A 20,857-nucleotide genomic window follows, 5' to 3' on the forward strand; every position below is an offset into this window, starting at 1 on the left:
AGTCTGAAGTCCTGGTTCCGGCCCGTCGGTCAGTCGGCGGCGTGGGCGGGCTCGGGGACCTGCACGGTCCCTCCGGGCCCGCCGCCGTCTTCCTGGCTCCCCGCGACAGCCCCTGTGTCGTCCTCGCGGTCGTCTTCGTCCGCGGCGGGGTGTCCCGTCTGATACCTCAGTTCCGCGATGGCGGCCTCGAAGTCCTCGAGCGAGTCGAACGCCCGGTAGACGGAGGCGAATCGCAGATAGGCGACGAGGTCGAGTTCTTGCAACGGGCCGAGTATGGCCAGTCCCACATCGTGGGTGGTCAACTCGGCGCTTCCGGTGGCCCGCACCGCCTCCTCGACCCGCTGGCCGAGCTGAGCAAGCGCGTCCTCCGTCACCGGCCGCCCCTGGCATGCCTTGCGCACGCCATTGATGACCTTGGTACGGCTGAAGGGTTCGGTGACTCCGGACCGCTTCACCACCATGAGCGAGCACGTCTCCACAGTCGTGAAACGACGGGAGCAGTCAGGGCACTGGCGGCGCCTGCGGATCGACGTGCCGTCATCCGTCGTACGGCTGTCGACGACACGACTGTCGGGGTGCCTGCAGAAGGGGCAGTGCATGAACTCCAACCCTCCTCACAGCAGACTCAATGGCCTCGCCGGGCCTCATGGGCCCCTCGAAGCAGCCCCAAGCATAGGGGATCCATGAGCATCCGAAGACACCGGGGACCACAACTTCTGGGCCGCTGATGCAATCCAACCACTAGATATGGGGCTTGGCTCATACATCCAGGCTGTATCGCGTGTCGCGCCCATCGGGCTCACCCCACGCGATCCCGCCGTCACGCCGAGCACTCGAAATCCACCCCTGCACGCGCACGTACGGCCGTATCGCCGCGGCACTTACGGCGATACCGTGGGCGCCACAAGGAGGAGAGGTGGCACTCTCGCGCAGAGCAGGGCCGGTTCCCTGCCGACGAGAGGCCGGATGACAGACTGGGGCCGAACCTCACAAGGGCCGCACCTCACAAGGTCGTCGACCCCGGCGGCGAAGAGTACAAGAATGAGCTCTTTGCCTGCCAGGGATCGCGTTAGCCATACACCCAGACACATGATCAAGTCAGGCTATCCACGCTTTTTCACTCGAACGTGTGTTTGGCGCAACCTTTCGAAAGCAACTACCGTTGTCCAGCAGGGAGACAACCGAGAGGGGCCGACGTGACCACCACCGCAGACAGTGCCACCATCACTGCCCAGGACCGCTCCCAGGGCCGACTCGAGCCGGTGCATGCGATGAACGAATCCATGAATCCCGAAGCGCACAAGCGCTCTCTGCCTGGGCGACCTCCAGGCATCCGCGCGGACAGTTCGGGACTCACCGACCGGCAGCGCCGAGTGATCGAGGTCATCAGGGACTCCGTGCAGCGGCGCGGCTACCCGCCGTCCATGCGGGAGATCGGTCAGGCGGTCGGCCTGTCCAGCACCTCCTCGGTCGCCCACCAGCTGATGGCACTGGAGCGGAAGGGCTTCCTGCGCCGCGACCCGCACCGCCCGCGCGCGTACGAGGTGCGCGGTTCCGACCAGGCCGCCTCCGTGCAGCCCACGGACACCGCCGGCAAGCCCGCCGCGTCGTACGTCCCGCTGGTCGGCCGCATCGCCGCCGGTGGCCCGATCCTCGCCGAGGAGTCGGTCGAGGACGTCTTCCCGCTGCCGAGGCAGCTGGTGGGCGACGGCGAGCTGTTCGTGCTGAAGGTGGTCGGCGACTCGATGATCGAGGCCGCGATCTGTGACGGCGACTGGGTCACCGTCCGCCGCCAGCCCGTCGCCGAGAACGGCGACATCGTGGCCGCGATGCTGGACGGCGAGGCCACCGTCAAGCGCTTCAAGCGCGAGGACGGCCATGTGTGGCTGCTGCCGCACAACGCCGCCTACGAGCCGATCCCGGGCGACGACGCGACCATCCTCGGCAAGGTGGTGGCCGTACTCCGCCGCGTCTGAGCACGGCGGCGGGCGGGCCTTCGCCGTCCACCCCCTGACTGGGCCCCGGGATCCCTGCGCCGGTTCCGGGGCCCTGTGCTGTCCCCGACGGTTTGCGAAAGCGCCCGAGGGGCGTCGGTGAAGGCCGGGTGCCGTCCCAGTTCCGGGACGGCACCCGGCCTTCACCGCTCCGCTGCCTTCACTGCGCCGCTGTCTGCCTTCACCGCTCCACTGCCCTCACTGCGCCGCTGTCTGCTCGACTGCCTCCGCCTGCTTGGCCGCCTCTGCCTGCTTGGCCGCCGCGTCGATCGCCGTGAGCGACTTCCGGACCTGGTCGCGGTCCGTGGTGTACCAGAAGTCCGGCAGAGAGGCCTTCAGATAGCTCCCGTAGCGGGCCGTCGCGAGCCGCTGGTCCAGAACGGCGACCACGCCGCGGTCCCCCGACGCCCGTACGAGGCGACCCGCGCCCTGGGCCATGAGCAGCGCCGCGTGGGTGGCTGCGACGGCCATGAAGCCATTGCCGCCGGCCTCCTCCACCGCCTTCTGGCGGGCGCTCATCAAGGGGTCGTCCGGCCGCGGGAACGGGATCTTGTCCATGACGACCAGCTGGCAGCTGGGACCGGGGACATCGACGCCCTGCCAGAGCGACAGCGTGCCGAACAGACAGGTCTGGGGATCCGCCGAGAAGTTCTTGATCAGCTCGCCGAGGGTCTCCTCGCCCTGGAGCAGGATCGGGAACTCGGGAATGCGCGTGCGCAGTTCCTCGGCGGCGAGCTGCGCGGCCCGCATGGAGGAGAAGAGTCCGAGCGTCCGGCCGCCGGCGGCTCGGATCAGTTCGGTCAGTTCGTCCAGCATGTCGGCACGGTCGCCGTCCCGCGCGGGGCGCGAGAGGTGCTTGGCGACGTAGAGGATGCCCTGCCTGGGGTAGTCGAACGGCGAGCCGACGTCGAGGCCCTTCCACTGCGGAACGTCCTCGCCCTGTGTGCCCTCCGGGGCCAGCCCCATCGAGGCGCCCACCCCGTTGAAGTCCCCGCCCAGCTTCAGCGTCGCCGAGGCCAGGGTCACGGAGCGGTCCGCGAAGAGCTTCTCGCGCAGCAGGCCCGACACGGACATGGGGGCGACCCGCAGGGAGGCGCCGAAGCGGTCGTGCCGCTCGTACCAGACGACGTCCCATTCGGATCCGTTGGTGATCCGCTCCGCGACATCGTGCACCGTCTCCACCGAGGCCAGCGCCTGCTTGCGGACCGCGTCCTCGTCCTGGACGGACTTGTCGCGGGTCGCGCCGATGGCCGAGATGACCGTCCGCGCGGCGTCACGCAGGGCCATGAGGGCGTAGCCGAGGTCCTCCGGGATCTCCTCCAGGCGGCCGGGCAGCGCCAACTCCATGAGCCGCTCGAAGCCCTCGGCGGCGGTCTGCAACTGGTCGGCCGCCTTCTCGTTGACGAGCTTCGCCGACCGGCGCACGGCCCGGTTGACCTGGCCCGGGGTGAGCTCGCCGGTGGCGACACCGGTGACCCGCGAAACCAGCTCGTGCGCCTCGTCGACGATCAGCACCTCGTGCTGCGGCAGGACCGGGGCGCCCTCGATGGCGTCGATGGCGAGCAGCGCGTGGTTGGTGACGACGACCTCGGCCAGCTTGGCGCGCTCGCGGGCCATCTCCGCGAAGCACTCGGCGCCGTAGGCGCACTTCGTGGCGCCCAGGCACTCCCGGGAGGACACCGACACCTGGGCCCAGGCCCGGTCGGAGACGCCGGGCGTGAGGTCGTCCCGGTCGCCGGACTCGGTGTCGCCCGCCCAGTCCCGCAGCCGCAGCAGGTCCTGGCCCAGCTTGCTGGTGGGTGCGGCCGCCTCGAACTGATCGAAGAGGCCCTCCTCCTCGTCCTGCGGGACGCCTTCGTTCAGGCGGTGCAGGCACAGGTAGTTCGATCTGCCCTTGAGCATCGCGAACTCCGGGCGGCGGCGCAGCAGCGGATGCAGCGCCTCGACCGTGCGCGGCAGGTCCCGCTCGACGAGCTGGCGTTGCAGGGCCAGCGTGGCGGTCGCCACCACGACGCGCTCCCCGTGCGCGAGCGCGGGCACGAGGTAGCCGAGTGACTTGCCGGTGCCGGTGCCGGCCTGGACCAGCAGGTGGGATCCGTCGTCGATCGCCTCGGCGACGGCTTCGGCCATGGTCACCTGGCCGGGGCGCTCCGTGCCGCCGACGGCGGTGACGGCAGCGTGCAGGAGTTCAGGGAGTGAGGGCTTCGTCATAGCGCGACCACCCTACGGCGCGGCACTGACAATCGGGTGGTCGAGGCTGACGGGAGGGAAGGGATCAAGACGGCGGGGTTTCTCGGTCGGGTGGTGGAGCAGGGCACGGGCGGGAACCGGTTCGACACACCGGACGTTACGAGCAGTGACGGCACCGCTGCGTGTCGTCACGACAGCTCGGACAGGACTCGGTCTCTGACCATGAGGGCGGCTCGCTTGCTGGGCAGGGCGAGTTCTGCGGAAAGCCGGAATCCGGCGCTCAGAAAGGTGGCGATGGACGGAATGTTGCGAAGGTCGGGTTCGGCGACGACGCGGGCACACGCGGATCTTCTGTCGAGGAGAAGTTCGGTGACTCCTCTGAGCAGCGGCCCGCCGAGCCCTCTCCCACGGTCGGCGACACCACCGATGAGGAGATGGATCCCGGTGTCGTGCGGCCGGGCCGGATAGTGGCGCGCCAGCGGGTCGAGGTCCGCCCGGTAGACCTCCCAGTAGCTCATGGGCCGGCCCTCCAGCAGGCCGAGGAACGGAATGCTGCGCCCGTCGGCCAGTTTGCGGCGCAGGTGGCGCTCGGTCACGGGCTCGGGTCCTGACAGCTCCCAGAACGCCGCGACGGCCGGGTCGTTCATCCACCGGCCGACGAGCGGGAGATCCCTGTCGATCCGTACGGGCACGAGCCGGAACACGCCTGCCGAGGTGGCGATGGGCCCCCAGTCACCGATGCGGTCGAGCAGGCCGGGGACAGCACTGGGCGTGGGCGTACGGGTGTCGGCGACAGCCTCGACGGGAGGCACGGCAGGCTCCTCTCGGCAGATCGGGTGGGGCAGGTGACTCAGAGGCGAAGGGGGTTGGGGACGGTGACGTAGACGGACTGCGTGTCCACCGGGCCGACGAGTTCGTCGAGGCCGTGCAGCCGAGTCAGCAGATTGGCCTTGCAGCGCAGGACGGGTGAGTCGAGGAGGCGGGAGGGCAGCGAACTGCGCAGCCGGTCCGGGCCGGAGGCGGCGTCGGCGAGAAAGCGACGGAAGGCGGCGAGCAGCAGTTGCTCGTCGGCGAGCCGCTGGGAACCGAACGCGCCGATGAGTCCGAGCACGTTGTTGATCCCCAGGTAGTAGGAGAAGCGCTCGTCGGTGACCTCGTCGGAGACGAAGGTGTCGCTCCGCTCGCCGATGCCCGGCAGTCGGGCTTGGAGTTCCGCGCGGCGGGACTCGCGGAAGTAGTAGCCCTGGTTGTCGCGGTAGCGGCCGCCCATGGGCCAGCCGTCGGGGTCCAGGAGGACGAGCGTGTTCTGCTGGTGCGCCTCCAGGGCGATCCCTGCCTCACCGTCGAGCCACAGGACGGGACGGACGACCTGCTCCAGGTAGCGCAGGAACCACTCGGCGGCGACCGCCCCCAGCGGCCGGCCTGTCCGTACGGCGAGTCGCGCGACGATCGAGGCCAGCCGGGAGCGGTGTGCGGGCGCCGAGTCCGGGGCGGCGGGGTGTGCCGAAGGCGTCGGGGCGTCCGACCCCGAGGTCCCTCGGGCATCGGGTCGGGGTGCCACGAGTCCGGCGATGCAGCAGACGTCGTCCGCCGGGGCGAACGGGTTGTGCCGGATCATCACGTCGAGCCCCGCCAGCGGGAGACCGTCCGGTCCGTCGACCGCGAGCCAGGCCGGATCCCGGACGATGTCGAAGCCGGGGTGGGCTGCCTGCCACCGCTTGGACAGGCCCGCGCGCAGGAGGCGGTGCACCTCGACGCCCCGGTGGAGTTCCTTGCGGAGGTTCTCGCGACGGGAGTTGGTGATGCGCAGCCCGAGCGACAGTTTCAGCATCGCGGGGGCGGCGGAGCGGTGGACGGTGCGTACGGAGGAGGTGGGATGCCAGGGAAGGCCGTGGGCTCCGAGGTCTTGGAGCAGTCCGGCGTCGAACAGCGCCTCGACCTCGGGCCGGTGCCGCGCCTCGCGCAGTTGCCAGGGATGCACCGGCAGGGCGGCGAAGCCGTCGGGCAGTGGCAGTCCGTCCCCGGCGAGACGGGCCGTCAGCCGGGCGGCGGGCACGGGACGGCCGCGTTCGGTCCAGGCGGAGTCGGTGGCGAGCGCGGAAGGAGCGACAGCGAGCCAGCGAAGGAGGAAGGAGCCATGGGACTCGGGTGAGTACAGACGGGCTTCGCCGTCCGAGAGTCCTTCTCGGCTCTTCGGGGTCGGGTGCAGCGGATGCCCGAGGACCAGTGCCTGCTCGGCGGCGAGGAACAGATCGGGTTCCTCGTGGGCTGGGTGCTCTCGGCGCTCGCGGATGAAGGCCGCGGTCCGGCGGACGGAGTCTGCGACGCGCGCGACGAGGTCGACGCTTTCGCCGCCTTCGCCACTGGTGGGGGCGGGACAGGGTGCCGGGTCGGCAGCGGTGAGCGTCTCCCGGGCCAGCAGGGCCGCGACCGTGACGGCGTCCGCGGGCGGGGACTGCTGGGGTGCGTCGGCCAGGCGCGGGAGGCCGAAGCGGTGCCAGCCCGTCGAGGACCAGTAGTGGACGGGGGCGAGAAGGGTGACACCGCTCGCGGGCAGCGGCACGCGCAGGATGCCGTCGCCCGGTGCGGGCAGACCGGCCTCGCGCACCCAGCAGCGCAGCAGGTTCTCCACGGCCGCTGCCTGGGCGGCCGTGTGCGGATCGGGGTGGTCCAGGAGATCGGCGGCGGGGGCGTCTGCTCGCCCACGCGGCACGGGAACCTGGGTCAGGGGCGTGCCCGAGGTGGACGCCGACGCGGGAGCGGCGACGGACGCGGGAGCCGCAGTGTCGAAGTCGGAGTCGGAGTCGGTGGACTGCGGGAAGGTGGTCAAGGTCGTTCCTCGTGAAGTGGTGGGGCCGACCGGGTCTGTGGTCGTGCCGGTGCGGCAGCGGCTGCCCGCACTACCCCGCCCGTTCGGCACGGCCGCCCTGGTGCGGAACCCTCCCGGGCGGGCGGCCCGGCCTGCTCGGCTCGTTCAGGGGGTTCGGCTGGGGGTGATCCCTGCGCCCCTTGGCGCGGGCGTGGTTGCCGGCCGCGGCCGCCACGGCGTCCGCCAGTCGGTCCAGTACCGCGGCGGCCTGCTCATCGGTGATGGTCAGGGGCGGAAGCAGTCGTACGACGCTGGCGTGCCGTCCGCCGAGTTCGACGATCAGGCCGCGCCGCAGGCACTCTCGCTGGACGGCGACGGCCAGCGCGGGGTCGGCGGGGCAGGGGGCGGTCACCGGGGCCAACTGCGGCTCCGTACGGGGCTTGGCGGCACGGGCACCGACACCGTCGTCGTCGGCAGGCGCGTCGAATCCGGCGTCGGTGTGGGCATCGACCAGCGGGGCATCGATCCCGCCGGTCTCGCCGGTCCCGCATGCCCCCTCGGGGTCGACCATCTCGACCCCGATCATCAGCCCACGCCCCCGCACGTCTCCGATGCACGGGAAGTCCCGGGCCAGGTCCCGGAGTCGGCCCAGCATGCGGGCTCCGAGGACGGCCGCGCGTTCGGCGAGGCGGTGCTCGCGGACGTAGGCGAGGGTGGCCGTGCCGGCGGCCATGGCGAGCTGGTTGCCGCGAAACGTGCCCGCGTGGGCGCCGGGTTGCCAGACGTCGAGGTCTTCGCGGTAGACGACGACGGCGAGCGGCAGGCTGCCTCCGATGGCCTTGGACAGGACCATCACGTCCGGGATGACCCCGCTGTGCTCCACCGCCCAGAAGGCGCCGGTCCGTCCGACGCCCGTCTGGACCTCGTCGGCGATCAGCGGGATCGAGCGGTCCACGGTGATCTGTCGCATACGGCGCATCCAGGCATCAGGCGCGGGAATCACACCGCCCTCGCCCTGGACGGGTTCGAGGATCATGCCGGCGGGTCGCCGTACGCCCGACTTGGGGTCGTCGAGGACGGACTCGGTCCAGCGGGCGGCGAGTTCGGAGCCGCGTACCCCGCCGACGCCGAACGGACAGCGGTAGTCCTGCGGATAGGGCAGGCGCGCCACCCTTACGTCGTAGGCACCCCCGGAGGCTTCGAGGGATCCGGCGGTCATCCCGTGGTAGGCGCCGGTGAAGGCCAGGACGCCCGTGCGGCCGGTGGCGGCCCGGACCAGTTTGAGCGCGGCCTCCACGGCGTCCGTGCCGGCCGGTCCGCAGAACTGCACGCGCGCGTGGTCGGCGAGACCGGGCGGCAGGGTCCGGAACAGCTCGGTGATGAAGGCGTCCTTGACGGGGGTCGCGAGGTCGAGGACGTGCAGGGGCGCGCCCGAGTCGAGAACCCCGCGGATGGCCTCCAGCACGACGGGGTGGTTGTGGCCGAGCGCGAGGGTGCCGGCGCCCGAGAGACAGTCGAGGTAGCGGCGTCCGTCCGCGCCCTCGATGGTCAGCCCGCGTGCGCGTACCGGGACGATCGGCAGGGCGCGCGCGTAGGTGCGCGCCGCCGACTCGCGTGCCGACTGACGTCTCAGGATGCCCTCGGGCACTGGCTCGGTGACGGCCACGGCTCCCTGTCCTCCCGCAGTTCAGGGGGCCGAGCGCAGACAGCAGGCCCCCCACCGCTATCAACCCCGGACGGCCTCCCTGGTTACGGGTTGCTTCAAGATCCTTGCTGTGACCGAACAGTTGCCATTCCGTCGGGAGTCCCCCACAGCGACCGCATATCGTGTGGGGGCATCGCACATGGCCGTGAGACCCGCTTGAACTCGATATGAGATCACCATGAGTTCCGCTATGGGGAACGGCCGGTGTTTCAAGTTCGTTGACAGCAGGGGGAGTCAGACCATGCGATCCATACGGCCGTCGTTCACCGCTCGCCGGGGGAGGAACGCGCGCCGCAGAACCTCCCCTGTGCTGGGCGTCGTGGCCCTCGCCTCGGTGCTCGCGCTCACCGCGACCGCCTGCGACTCGGGCGACACCAACGCGGACAGCCAGGTCAGCGCCTCGGCGTCGACCGGCGACAACACGATCACGATCCCGGACGACATCAAGGACAAGCTCAAAGAGCACGGGATCGATCTCGACAAGTGGAAGAACGGCGCTTGGAAGAACTGGGACAAGGACGACTGGCTGCGCGAGGCGCAGGACTACATCAACCCGATCATCAAGGGCCTGTGGGACCCGGACCGGATGCGGGAGGCCGAGGACCCGGACCGGGCGGTCGACGAGAACGACCTCTCCGGTGACCAGGGCGTGACCGACGCGACGCCGCAGGCGGTGGACGCGAAGGAGGTCTCGCCCTCGTACCACGCCAACGTCCCCGAGGCGGGCAAGGTGTTCTTCGACGCCCCCGAGGGCACGATGGTCTGCTCGGCGACGGTCGTCCAGGACCCGGCCCACCCCGGAAAGTCCAACCTGGTGTGGACGGCGGGCCACTGTGTGCACGCCGGCAAGAACGGCGGCTGGTACCGCAACATCGCGTTCGTGCCGTCGTACAACGACTCCGGGAAGACGTCCGCGGAGCTGGAGACCGCCACCAAGGAGGAAGCGGCTCCGTACGGCGTGTGGTGGGGCGACTGGACGCGGACCTCGGACCAGTGGATCGCGCAGGGCGGGCCGACCGGTGGTGCCGGCGCCTCGTACGACTACGCCGTCATCCATGTGACGCCGGAGGAGGGCGGCTCGGGCAAGTCCCTGGAGGAGACGGTCGGCTCTGCGCTGCCGGTGGACTTCAACGCCCCGGCGGTGCCGAAGGTGAGCAGCCTCACCGCGACGGGCTACCCGGCGGCGGCTCCGTACGACGGCCAGAAGCTGTACCAGTGCCAGGACAGGCCGGGGCGGTTCTCGCTGAGCTCCGCGGACCCGACGATGTACCGCATCGGCTGCACGATGACCGGCGGTTCGTCCGGCGGCGGCTGGGTCGCCACCGGGTCGGACGGAAAGCCGGCGCTGGTGTCCAACACCTCGATCGGCCCGGCGGATGCGGGCTGGCTGGCGGGACCGCGGCTGGGTGAGGTGGCCAAGGGCGTCTACGACTCGGTGAGCGACAAGTTCGCCGGTCAGTAGCCGGATCGGGGCGGCGTACGCGCGGTGGGACGTCTGACGGGAACCTTCACCGTCCCACCGCCGTTCGTCCCGAATTCCCCGGGCATAGTGGGGTGTTGTCTGTGGGCGATCAACGCGCGAACTCGACGGTTCGCCTGTCAGGCGCATGACATTCACGGTCTTGGCCCATTTCCCGGGTCATGACCCCTGCCAGGTCATGGCCTGTGCCCACGCTCCACCGATCCACACGCTCCAACGGGGGACATCGCACCATGCGTTCCACACGTACGCCCGTCGCGCGCGCCCTGCTCGCGGCCGGGCTCGCCACCGCCCTGGCTCTGACGGCGACCGCCTGCAACGGCTCCGACGACGACAAGGCGGCTGCCGCCGCCTCCCAGTCCGCCACCGCTTCCGGTGACGGCAAGGCCCAGGTCCCTGCCGAGATCGCCGACAAGCTCAAGAAGCACGGCATCGACGTGGACAAGTGGGCCGACGGCGGCTGGCAGGACTGGGACAAGGACAAGTGGCTCAGTGAGGCCAAGGACTTCGTCAACCCCGTGATCGAGGGGCTGTGGAAGCCGGAGCGGATGCAGTCCGCGAAGGAGGCCGACAAGACGGTCACGACGAAGGACGCCGCCGCCGACCAGGGCGTCAGCGACCCGGAGCCGACGCCTGTCGAGGCGGCGGCCGAGAAGACGCCGTACCACGAGAACGCCGCCCCGGTCGGCAAGGTCTTCTTCGACTCGCCCGAGGGCACGATGGTCTGCTCCGGAACGGTCGTCACCGACGTGAACCACCCGGGCAAGTCCAACCTCGTCTGGACGGCCGGCCATTGTGTGCACGCCGGCGGCGACGGCGGCTGGTACCGCAACCTCGTCTTCGTCCCGGCCTACAACGACCTCGGCAAGAGCGAGGCACAGCTCGGCGACGCCAAGGCGTCGGAGATCGCCCCCTACGGCAACTGGTGGGCCGACTGGGCGTCGACCTCGAACGAGTGGATCGCCGGCGGCTCGGAGACGGGCGGAGCGGGTGCCGCGTACGACTACGCGGTGCTGCATGTGACGCCGGAGGCGGGCTCCAAGTCGCTGGAGGAGACGGTCGGCGGAGCCCTGGACGTGGACTTCTCCGCGCCGTCCGCGACCGAGGTCGATGCGATGGGCGCCTGGGGCTACCCCGCGGCACCGCCCTACAACGGGCTGAAGATGTTCAAGTGCATCGACCGGCCGGGGCGGCTCTCGCTGAGCACGTCGCTGCCGACGATGTACCGGATCGGCTGCACGATGACCGGCGGTTCCTCCGGCGGCGGCTGGTTCCGGGTGGTGGACGGCGAGACCAAGCTGGTCTCCAACACCTCCATCGGCCCGGTCGACAACACCTGGCTGGCAGGGCCGCAGCTCGGCCAGAAGGCCGAGGCGCTCTACCAGAACATGAGCAAGACCTACGGCGGGCAGTGAGCCGGACACGCTGAAGGCCCGCCCCTGCGGCAAGCAGGGGCGGGCCTTCGGTCGTTCAGCGGGCCATGACAGCGCCGGGACGGACAGGTCCTAGGCAGCCGGCGCCGGTACGTACGGAGCGAGGTCCGCCGCCAGTTCCTCGTGCACCCGTGCCTTGAGCAGGGTGCCCTCCGGGGTGTGCTCCTCGGAGATCACCTCGCCGTCGGAGTGGGCACGGGCGACCAGCTTGCCGTGGGTGTACGGCACGAGCGCCTCGATCTCGACCGAGGGCCGCGGCAGCTCGTTGTCGATCAGCGCGAGCAGTTCGGCGATGCCCAGGCCGGTACGGGCCGAGACCGCGATGGAGCGCTTCTCGATCCGCATCAGCCGCTGGAGCGTCAGCGGGTCGGCAGCGTCCGCCTTGTTGATCACGACGATCTCGGGCACCTTGGTGGCGCCGACATCCCGGATCACCTCGCGCACGGCGGCCAGCTGCTCCTCCGGGTTCGGGTGCGAGCCGTCCACCACGTGCAGGATCAGGTCGGACTCGCCGACCTCCTCCATGGTGGAGCGGAACGCCTCGACCAGGTGGTGCGGCAGGTGCCGGACGAAACCGACCGTGTCCGCCAGCGTGTACAGGCGGCCGCTCGGTGTCTCGGCCCGGCGCACGGTCGGGTCAAGGGTCGCGAACAAGGAGTTCTCGACCAGGACGCCCGCTCCAGTCAGCCGGTTGAGCAGGGAGGACTTGCCGGCGTTGGTGTAGCCCGCGATGGCGACGGACGGCACCTTGTGGCGCTTGCGCTCCTGGCGCTTGATCTCGCGGCCGGTCTTCATATCCGCGATCTCCCGGCGCATCTTCGCCATCTTCTCGCGGATCCGCCGCCGGTCCGTCTCGATCTTGGTCTCACCGGGACCACGGGTGGCGAGGCCGCCGCCCTTGCCGCCGCCCATCTGACGGGACAGTGACTGACCCCAGCCTCGGAGCCTCGGCAGCATGTACTGCATCTGCGCGAGCGCGACCTGTGCCTTGCCCTCTCGGGACTTGGCGTGCTGGGCGAAGATGTCGAGGATCAGGGCCGTACGGTCGATGACCTTGACCTTGACGACGTCTTCGAGGGCGATGAGCTGGCCGGGGCTGAGCTCACCGTCGCAGATGACGGTGTCCGCGCCGGACTCCACGACGATGTCACGCAGCTCCAGGGCCTTACCGGAACCGATGAAGGTGGCCGCGTCGGGCTTGTCACGGCGCTGGATGACGCCGTCGAGCACGAGCGCGCCCGCGGTCTCCGCGAGGGCGGCCAGCTCCGCGAGGGAGTTGTCCGCGTCCTGTGCGGTCCCCGTGGTCCAGACGCCGACGAGCACGACCCGCTCCAGGCGGAGCTGGCGGTACTCGACCTCGGTGACGTCCTCGAGCTCGGTGGAGAGGCCTGCCACGCGGCGCAGGGCCGCGCGCTCGGAGCGGTCGAACTGGTCGCCGTCCCGGTCTCCGTCGATCTCGTGGCTCCAGGCGACGTCCTCTTCCATCAGGGCATCGGCCCGAAGACCTTCGGGGTAGGCGTGCGCAATGCGCTTGGTGTCCTGGGAAGGGGAAGAAGAGGAGGTCATTGGGTCCTTACGTCGTTGGGGATGCCGGCACGGCTGTCTTCATGAGAGAGAACGCACGAGCACCCCGGGAGATTCCCGTGGCCCGTGCCGCGCCGACGTCACGATGGTCGCACGGTACGGCCCGTCTCGTCACGGTCTTATTTCGCGGCCGGCGGGGCCTTGGGCACGGCGTGCGGCGCGGTGTGCGGCCCGGCGTGCGGTGCGGCCTGCGGTGTGGCTTTCGGCCCCTTCCCGGCTGTCGGCGCCACCGACTTCCAGTCCGGGTGACCGGGCATCGGCGGGGTCTTCTCGGCGTACAGCCAGTCCTCGAAGAACCCGGACAGGCCGCGTCCGGAGATCTCCTCGGCGAGGCTCTGGAAGTCGGCCGTGGACGCCGTGGAGTCGCGGTGGTTGTGCACCCATGCCCGCTCCAGGTGCTGGAACGCGGGCCGTCCGATCTTCTCGCGCAGGGCGTACAGGACGAGAGCCGCGCCGTCGTAGACGTTGGGCCGGAAGATGCTGATCTTCTGGCCGGGGTCGGGCGCCTTGGGCTGCGCCGGCGGGCCTCCCGCGGCACGCCAGCGGTCGGAGGCGCCGTACGCCGCCTTCATGCGCGCCTCCAGGGTGCGGCCCGCCTTCTCCTCCGCGTACAGCGCCTCGTACCAGGTGGCGTGTCCCTCGTTGAGCCACAGGTCGGACCAGGTGCGCGGGCTGACGCTGTCGCCGAACCACTGGTGGGCCAGCTCATGGACCATGATCGACTCGACGTACCACTTGGGGTAGCCGGGCTCGGTGAAGAGGTCTCTCTCGAAGAGAGAGAGGGTCTGCGTCTCGAGTTCGAACCCGGTGGACGCCTCTGCCATGAGCACGCCGTACGTCTCGAAGGGGTAGGGGCCGACCTTGCCCTCCATCCAGGCGATCTGGTCGGGGGTCTTCTTCAGCCACGGTTCGAGGAGTTCACGGTCCTTGGTGGGCACGACGTCCCGGACGGGCAGTGCGTGCGGCCCTTCGCGGTGCACGACGGTGGAACGGCCGACGGACACCTGGGCGAGCTCGGTGGCCATGGGGTGCTGGGTGCGGTACGTCCATGTGGTGGCGTCGCCGACCCGTTCGACGCCGGCCGGCAGCCCGTTGGCGACGGCCGTGTAGTCGTTGGGCGCGGTGATCCGGATGGTGAACATCGCCTTGTCGGACGGATGGTCGTTGCACGGGAAGACCAGGTGGGCGGCGTCCGCCTGGTTGGCCATGGCGAGACCGTCCGCGGTCCTGACCCAGCCGCCGTCGCGGTCGGCGGTGCTCACGGGATCGCTGGTGTGCCGCACGGTGATCCGCATCCAGCTGCCCGGGGTGAGCGAGTCCTCCGGGGTGACCACCAGATCGTCGCCCGCGCCGGTGAAGGCGGCGGGCTCGCCGTCGACCTCGACGGAGTCGACCTTGCCGTGGGCGAAGTCCAGGTTGATCCGCTCCAGGGCGGTGGTGGTCCAGGCGTTGATGGTGGTGACCGCCTGGAGGGGCTTGCTGTTGGTGCCGGGATAGGTGAAGGACAGGTCGTACGACGCGACGTCGTATCCGGGGTTGCCCAGGTGCGGGAAGAGACGATCGCCGACGCCGAGCGGGACGGCGGGTGCGCTCGCGGCGACGAGGCAGACGGAGACGGCCGAGGCGAGCAGCGCGGACTTCAGCCGGACGCGGGGGGTGAGCAGCATGCACCACCGCTACCAGCGCGCACGTGTGCCACGTGGGCGACGCGCGACCGGCCCACCCGAACGGGTTGCTCACGCGCGTGTGCGTGACGCCCGGGCGGGACGCAGGCGCGGCTCAGGCACACGCGTGTGGGCGCCCTGACCGGTCGCACACGCGTGTGGGCGCTCTAGGCCGGCCCCGTGGAGGCCGGCGCGTGATGCTGCGCGCGGTCGACGTCGTAGACCCCGGGCACGTTCCGCATGGCCCGGATGAGGGTGGGCAGGTGGGCGGCGTCCGGGAGTCGGACGGTGTACGTGTGGCGGACCCGCTGCTGGCTCGGGGGCTCGACGGTCGCGGAGACGATCTCCGCGCCCTCCAGCGCCATGGCCTCGGTGAGGTCGGCGAGCAGATGGGGGCGGCCGAACGATTCGGCGACCAGGGTGACCCGACATCCCGCGGTGTCGCCCCAGCTCACCTCGACTTCCTCACGCCCCGCGTCCACCATGCGCGCCACCGCGGCGCACTCGGCGCGGTGCACGGTCACCACTCCCCCGCGCACCGCGAAGCCGGTGACTTCGTCGAGGGGTACGGGCGTGCAGCACCCGGCGAGCCGGACGCTCGCCTCGGGCCGGTCGACGACGGTGATGGCGGCGCCGAACCGCGGGGCGGGCTCGTCGGTCGCGGTCGCGTCGGCAGCGGACCGTGCGGTCCCCTCGGCGGCCTTGGCGGTACCGGAGGCCTCGGCGTCGGCTGCCGGTGCGGAGCCCTCGTGCTCGGCCGGGGTCGGGTGCGTCGCCAGCCATCGCTGGATGGCGATCCGGGCGGCGGGGGTGTGGGCGTGCTCCAGCCACTCCCTGGAGGGCTCCGAGGCGGGGTCCTGGCCCATGAGGAGCTGAACGGTGTCGCCGTCCCGCAGAACGGTGCTGAGGGTCGCCAGGCGGCCGTTGACGCGGGCGCCCATACAGGCGTGGGCGTCCTCGCCGTACTGCTCGTAGGCGGCGTCCACGCAGGTGGCGCCCTCGGGCAGGCCGAGGGTGCCGCCGTCGGGGCGGAAGACGGTGATCTCGCGGTCCTGGGCGAGGTCCTCGCGCAGGGTGGACCAGAAGGTGTCGGGGTCGGGAGCGCCTTCCTGCCAGTCCAGGAGGCGGGAGAGCCAGCCGGGCCGGGTGGGGTCGACGCGTTCCTCGTCGGCCGGGACTCTCTGTCGGGTCTGCTCCTCCGCGGTCCCCGTGTACGGGTTGCCCAGTGCGACGACGCCGGCCTCGGCGACCTTGTGCATCTGGTGCGTGCGGATGAGGACTTCGGCGACCTGGCCGTCCTCGCGGGCGACGGCGGTGTGCAGCGACTGGTACAGGTTGAACTTGGGGACGGCGATGAAGTCCTTGAACTCCGAGACCACCGGCGTCATACAGGTGTGCAGTTCGCCCAGGACGGCGTAACAGTCGGCGTCCTCGTTCACCAGCACCAACAGCCGGCCGAAGTCGGCGCCCCGCATCCGGCCGCGCTTGCGGGAGACACGGTGCACGGAGACGAAGTGCCGTGGCCGGATGAGGACTTCGGCCTGGATGTCGGCGTCGCGCAGGACGGCGCGCATCGCGTCGGAGAACTCGGCGAGGGGGTCGTCCGCGCGGGAGGCGTTGTCGACGATCAACTCGCGCGTGTGCTCGTACTCCTCGGGGTGCAGGATCGCGAAGACGAGGTCTTCCAGCTCGGTCTTGAGGGCCTGGACGCCGAGGCGTTCGGCGAGCGGGATGAGGACGTCCCGGGTCACCTTGGCGATGCGTTCCTGCTTCTCCGGGCGCATCACGCCGAGGGTGCGCATGTTGTGCAGCCGGTCGGCGAGTTTGATCGACATCACGCGGACGTCGTTGCCGGTGGCGACGAGCATCTTGCGGAAGGTCTCGGGCTCGGCGGCCGCCCCGTAGTCGACCTTCTCCAACTTCGTGACGCCGTCGACGATATAGCGCACCTCGGCGCCGAACTGCTCGCCGACCTGATCGAGGGTCACATCGGTGTCCTCGACGGTGTCGTGGAGCAGAGACGCCGTCAAGGTCGTGGTCTCCGCGCCGAGTTCGGCGAGGATCAGCGTCACGGCGAGCGGGTGGGTGATGTAGGGCTCGCCGCTCTTGCGCATCTGGCCGCGGTGCGAGGACTCGGCGAGCACGTAGGCGCGGTGCAGCGGTTGCAGGTCGGCGTCGGGGTAATGGGCGCGGTGGGCCTCGACCACATGGCCGATCGCGTCGGGCAGCCGGCCGCGGGAGGCCGGGCCGAGCAACGCGGCCCGGCCCAGGCGGCGCAGGTCGATCCGGGGGCGACTGCGCCTGCGGGGGGCTGCAGGCACTGCAGGCACTACCGGGCCTGGGGTCGCAGGGTTCGTGGCCTCCGCACTCATGGGCACCTCCGGCTGCGTGGACCGGCGGACGGGGTGTCCCAGGGCGGACACGGCTCAGGGGACTGGTCAACGGTCCCCCGTCCGGGCCGGTGCTTGATGCTACCGAGCCCATCACGCCCGACTGACCGCCTCTCGCCGAGCGTGAAACGGATCACCCATTCGAGCGAAGGATCGGGGGTTTACGGTTTCGAGCCGCCTGACCAGGAGGCGGTCGTCGATTCGAACCCGCGACCGGCCTCCGGGGCTGCTCCTGTGCACCGCCGGGCCGCCCCGGCCTCCGATGCAAAGCCGCGGCCGCGTCAGCGAAAGGCTGTTTCCAGCCACTCGGAATCGATCTCACCTGTGGCCACGATCACTGCGGGCCCGGTCATCTCGATCTCGCCGTCGGGCCGCTCGGTGATCACCAGACGGCCGCCGGGCAGGTCCACGATGTACGTGGCGGGCGTCCCGGTGACCGCCGGGTCGACGCCGTCCCGGCGGGCGGCCGCCACGGCGACGGCGCACGCGCCCGTGCCGCACGAGCGGGTCTCGCCGGACCCTCGCTCGTGCACCCGCAGGGCGACGTGCTGCGGGCCTCGGTCCACGACGAACTCGACGTTGACCCCGTCCGGATAGGCGGAGGCGGGGCTGAAGGGCGGCGGGGCGTACAGCGCGCCCGCGTGCGCGAGGTCGTCCACGAAGGCGACGGCGTGCGGGTTGCCCATGTTCACGTTCCGCGCGGGCCAGCTGCGCCCGTCGACGCTCACGGTGACCTCCCCTTCGGGGAGGCGTGCCTTGCCCATGCCGACGGTGATGTCCCCGTCCTTGGCGAGGTGCACGCTCTTCACGCCCCCGCGCGTGGCGACCGCGAGGTCCCCCTCAGGGATGAGGCCGGCGTGCTGGAGGTAGCGCGCGAAGACCCGGACCCCGTTGCCGCACATCTCGGCGATGGAGCCGTCGCCGTTGCGGTAGTCCATGAACCACTCCGCCTCGGCCGCCATGTCCTTCGCCTCGGGGTGCGCGGCGGACCGCACGACGTGCAGCAGTCCGTCACCGCCGATGCCCGCGCGACGGTCGCACAGGGCGGCGACGGCGGCCGGGGGGAGGTCGATGGCGTTCTCGGGGTCCGGGACGATCACGAAGTCGTTCTCGGTGCCGTGCCCCTTGAGGAAGGCGATCCGGGTGCTCATCCCTCGATCGTACGGGGTGGCACGCGCGCGGCATCAGCGCAGTCGGGCGACCCGCCAGACGGCCAGGGCCACCACCGCCGCGACCATCACCACGTAGGCGAGGACGACCCGCCAGTCGGGGCGGCGACCGGAGCCGCGCTGGGGCAGACCGGGCCACGTGTAACCAACGCGGCGGGCCGCCATCATCCCCCAGCCGGCCGCGCAGGAGCAGATCAGCAGCCCGAGCATGGCGATCATGGCCCCGCTGTCGCCGAAGTCGAAGGCGAGCGGGAAGGCGAACATCAGGGAGCCGATCGCGGCCAGCGCCACGATGGGCGCGAGCTGCCAGATCCGGAGCCGACGCTGCGGACGCAGCTCGACCTCGACCTCGGGGCCGCCCGCGAACATCTCCTCGGGCTCGGGACCGTCGTCGGTCACCCCGCCCCCGGTGTCGTCCTCGTCCGGCCCGTCGGGGCTCAGACGGGCTTCCTCGGGCTCCGCTTCACCACGCTCGGCGGTGACGTGCTCGGTGCCTTGTGCGGTGTCGCGAGGGCCGGCCTCCATCGCCACGCGCCCTCCCAACTCGGACTCCACTTGGTCGATCGAAGCTCGATGATGGCACGGCGTCGGAGGCCCGGACGGCGGCCTGGGCGTCCCGATGCCATGACGTGATCAGGCTGTGACCGGTCGTTCCACCAACGCCAGCGCGAGCTCCGGAAGTTCTGTGAGATCAGCCGCAGCCCCACTCAACCAGTGCACCCGTGGATCGCGCCTGAACCAGGAATCCTGACGGCGCGCGAAGCGCTTGGTGGCACGGACGGTCTCCGCGCGCGCCTCGGCCTGTGTGCACTGGCCGGCGAGGGCCGAGAGAACCTGCTGATAGCCGAGCGCGCGCGACGCCGTACGCCCCTCGCGCAGGCCCTGCGCCTCCAGCGCGCGGACCTCGTCCACGAGCCCCGCGTCCCACATCCGGTCGACGCGGCGGGCGATGCGCTCATCGAGTTCGGGGCGGGCCACGTCGACCCCGATCTGGACGGTGTCGTAGATGGAGTCATGGCCGGGCAGATTGGCCGTGAAGGGCTTTCCGGTGATCTCGATCACCTCCAGGGCCCGGACGATACGGCGGCCGTTGCCGGGCAGGATCGCGTGCGCGGCCTCGGGGTCGGCGGCGGCCAGCCGGGCGTGCAGCGCGCCTGATCCGCGCAGTGTGAGCTCCTCCTCGAGCCGGGCGCGGACCTCGGGGTCGGTGCCGGGGAACTCCAGGTTGTCGACGGCGCCACGGACGTACAGCCCGGAGCCGCCGACGAGAACCGGCCACCGGCCCTCGGCCAGCAGGGCGTCGATCCTCGCGCGCGCCAGCCGCTGGTACTCGGCGACGGAGGCGGTGACCGTGACGTCCCAGACGTCCAGGAGGTGGTGCGGGACTCCACCGCGTTCCTCGGGCGTCAGCTTGGCGGTGCCGATGTCCATCCCTCGGTAGAGCTGCATGGAGTCGGCGTTGACGACCTCGCCGCCGAGTCGCCGGGCCAGGAAGACGCCCAGAGCGGACTTTCCGGCCGCGGTCGGTCCGACGACGGCAATGACGCGGGGGGCGGGGGGTGCGCTGCTCACGGCACCAGTCTCGCAAACCCCGACCCCCGCCCTCGAACGAGTTACGTGACGACGCCGGTCCGAGGTCGTTGCCCGTTGCGAGTTTCCCGTCGCCCTTCACAGGGGCGGCGACCCCGGTGGCGCAATCGGACGCACCGGCCGACGCGGGTTTTCGCCCGCACGAGTACGGTATGGAGTGGATATGGGCGTTTTGGCGCGACTTTTCCGGAGGTCAAAGGCCGCCGAGGAGGCTGCGACCGAGGAGGCGACCGCCACCGAGGCACCGTCCGGTACGACACCGGAGGGCACCCCGGAGGAGGGCGCCGAGGTGGAACAGGCTGCCGAGGCCGGGCATGAGACGGCCGAAGCCGGGGATACGACGGAGACAGAGTCGGCGTCGGTGACAGAAACGGGAACGGGAACGGCGGCCGAGCCGGTCGCCGCCACCGACGGCGTCGAGATCCCCCGGCAGCAGTCGGCCGAGGAAGCGGCCGACAGCGAGGCCGGCGAAGGCGCCCGCACATGACGCAGACGTGAGGGAAGGTGACCCATGGGTCTTTTGGACAATTTGAAGGCCAGGCTCGCCCCGGCCAAGGGCAAGGTCTCTGACCTCGCGCAACAGCACGGGGGCAAGGTTCAGCACGGTATCGACAAAGCCGCGAAGGTCGTCGACGAGAAGACCAAGGGCAAGTACAGCGACAGGATCCACACGGGCACCGACAAGGCCAAGGGCGCCATGGACCGGATCGCGCACAAGGAGCCGCCGGCAGGCGGCGGCGACACGTTCACTCCGCCCGGCCCGCCCCCGCCGGCTTCCTGAGCGGACGCCGAACGGGTGAAACGGCGGACGGCCGCGAAGCGCAGACGCTCGCGGCCGTCCGCCGTTTC

General features: G+C 70.9%; 16 protein-coding genes. 5 read left to right on the forward strand and 11 right to left on the reverse strand.

Features of this window, described 5'->3' with window-relative positions:
• Positions 1 to 29: 29 nt before the first annotated feature.
• Positions 30 to 599, reverse strand: coding sequence for a transcriptional regulator NrdR (gene nrdR / locus ABZ725_RS23250; RefSeq protein WP_358804479.1), 570 nt, complete (start codon positions 597 to 599; stop codon positions 30 to 32).
• 597 nt (positions 600 to 1,196) lie between these two features.
• On the opposite strand from nrdR, the gene lexA reads away from it, so the two are divergent.
• Entirely contained in the window at positions 1,197 to 1,976 is a 780-nt protein-coding gene (gene lexA, locus ABZ725_RS23255; RefSeq protein ID WP_351909523.1) for a transcriptional repressor LexA, read from the forward strand.
• A gap of 216 nt (positions 1,977 to 2,192) precedes the next feature.
• On the opposite strand, the gene ABZ725_RS23260 is transcribed toward lexA, so the two are convergent.
• The 4 genes from ABZ725_RS23260 to ABZ725_RS23275 form a co-directional block, all read right to left on the reverse strand.
• The gene (locus tag ABZ725_RS23260) at positions 2,193 to 4,205 is read right to left on the reverse strand and encodes an ATP-dependent DNA helicase (RefSeq protein WP_358804480.1); all 2,013 of its coding nucleotides are present in this window, start codon (positions 4,203 to 4,205) and stop codon (positions 2,193 to 2,195) included.
• Between the two features lie 167 nt (positions 4,206 to 4,372).
• Positions 4,373 to 5,140: a GNAT family N-acetyltransferase gene (locus ABZ725_RS23265; protein ID WP_358804541.1), complete on the reverse strand. Its 768-nt coding sequence runs from the start codon at positions 5,138 to 5,140 to the stop codon at positions 4,373 to 4,375.
• The gene (locus tag ABZ725_RS23270) at positions 5,035 to 6,912 is read right to left on the reverse strand and encodes an IucA/IucC family protein (RefSeq protein ID WP_358804542.1); all 1,878 of its coding nucleotides are present in this window, start codon (positions 6,910 to 6,912) and stop codon (positions 5,035 to 5,037) included. The genes ABZ725_RS23265 and ABZ725_RS23270 overlap by 106 nt, the downstream gene beginning before the upstream one ends.
• Positions 6,913 to 7,084: 172 nt before the next feature.
• On the reverse strand, positions 7,085 to 8,659 hold the full coding sequence (locus ABZ725_RS23275; RefSeq protein ID WP_358804481.1) for a diaminobutyrate--2-oxoglutarate transaminase family protein: 1,575 nt from the start codon (positions 8,657 to 8,659) through the stop codon (positions 7,085 to 7,087).
• Positions 8,660 to 8,939: 280 nt separating this feature from the next.
• On the opposite strand from ABZ725_RS23275, the gene ABZ725_RS23280 reads away from it, so the two are divergent.
• On the forward strand, positions 8,940 to 10,160 hold the full coding sequence (locus ABZ725_RS23280; RefSeq protein WP_351909517.1) for a hypothetical protein: 1,221 nt from the start codon (positions 8,940 to 8,942) through the stop codon (positions 10,158 to 10,160).
• 251 nt (positions 10,161 to 10,411) lie between these two features.
• A complete protein-coding gene (locus ABZ725_RS23285) occupies positions 10,412 to 11,593 on the forward strand; it encodes a hypothetical protein (protein WP_358804482.1) in 1,182 nt (393 codons plus the stop codon).
• 90 nt (positions 11,594 to 11,683) lie between these two features.
• On the opposite strand, the gene hflX is transcribed toward ABZ725_RS23285, so the two are convergent.
• From hflX to miaA, 6 genes are all read right to left on the reverse strand, one after another.
• Positions 11,684 to 13,177, reverse strand: a complete 1,494-nt coding sequence (gene hflX, locus ABZ725_RS23290; RefSeq protein WP_358804483.1) for a GTPase HflX — start codon at positions 13,175 to 13,177, stop codon at positions 11,684 to 11,686.
• Between the two features lie 137 nt (positions 13,178 to 13,314).
• The gene (locus ABZ725_RS23295) at positions 13,315 to 14,862 is read right to left on the reverse strand and encodes a M1 family metallopeptidase (RefSeq protein ID WP_358804484.1); all 1,548 of its coding nucleotides are present in this window, start codon (positions 14,860 to 14,862) and stop codon (positions 13,315 to 13,317) included.
• A 164-nt stretch (positions 14,863 to 15,026) separates the two neighbouring features.
• Complete coding sequence (locus ABZ725_RS23300; RefSeq protein WP_358804485.1) at positions 15,027 to 17,231, reverse strand: HD domain-containing protein; 2,205 nt, start codon at positions 17,229 to 17,231, stop codon at positions 15,027 to 15,029.
• Between the two features lie 299 nt (positions 17,232 to 17,530).
• Positions 17,531 to 18,400 (reverse strand): diaminopimelate epimerase, encoded by an 870-nt coding sequence (gene dapF, locus ABZ725_RS23305; RefSeq protein WP_358804486.1) that lies wholly within the window; start codon positions 18,398 to 18,400, stop codon positions 17,531 to 17,533.
• Positions 18,401 to 18,433: 33 nt separating this feature from the next.
• Positions 18,434 to 18,943: a hypothetical protein gene (locus tag ABZ725_RS23310; RefSeq protein ID WP_358804543.1), complete on the reverse strand. Its 510-nt coding sequence runs from the start codon at positions 18,941 to 18,943 to the stop codon at positions 18,434 to 18,436.
• A gap of 108 nt (positions 18,944 to 19,051) precedes the next feature.
• Positions 19,052 to 19,990: a tRNA (adenosine(37)-N6)-dimethylallyltransferase MiaA gene (miaA, locus tag ABZ725_RS23315; protein ID WP_358804487.1), complete on the reverse strand. Its 939-nt coding sequence runs from the start codon at positions 19,988 to 19,990 to the stop codon at positions 19,052 to 19,054.
• Between the two features lie 181 nt (positions 19,991 to 20,171).
• On the opposite strand from miaA, the gene ABZ725_RS23320 reads away from it, so the two are divergent.
• A complete protein-coding gene (locus ABZ725_RS23320; protein ID WP_358804488.1) occupies positions 20,172 to 20,495 on the forward strand; it encodes a hypothetical protein in 324 nt (107 codons plus the stop codon).
• A 24-nt stretch (positions 20,496 to 20,519) separates the two neighbouring features.
• Complete coding sequence (locus ABZ725_RS23325; protein WP_351909502.1) at positions 20,520 to 20,789, forward strand: antitoxin; 270 nt, start codon at positions 20,520 to 20,522, stop codon at positions 20,787 to 20,789.
• Positions 20,790 to 20,857: the final 68 nt, after the last annotated feature.

Origin of the sequence: Streptomyces sp. NPDC006872 (assembly GCF_040635845.1) — a bacterium.
Classification (GTDB): domain Bacteria; phylum Actinomycetota; class Actinomycetes; order Streptomycetales; family Streptomycetaceae; genus Streptomyces.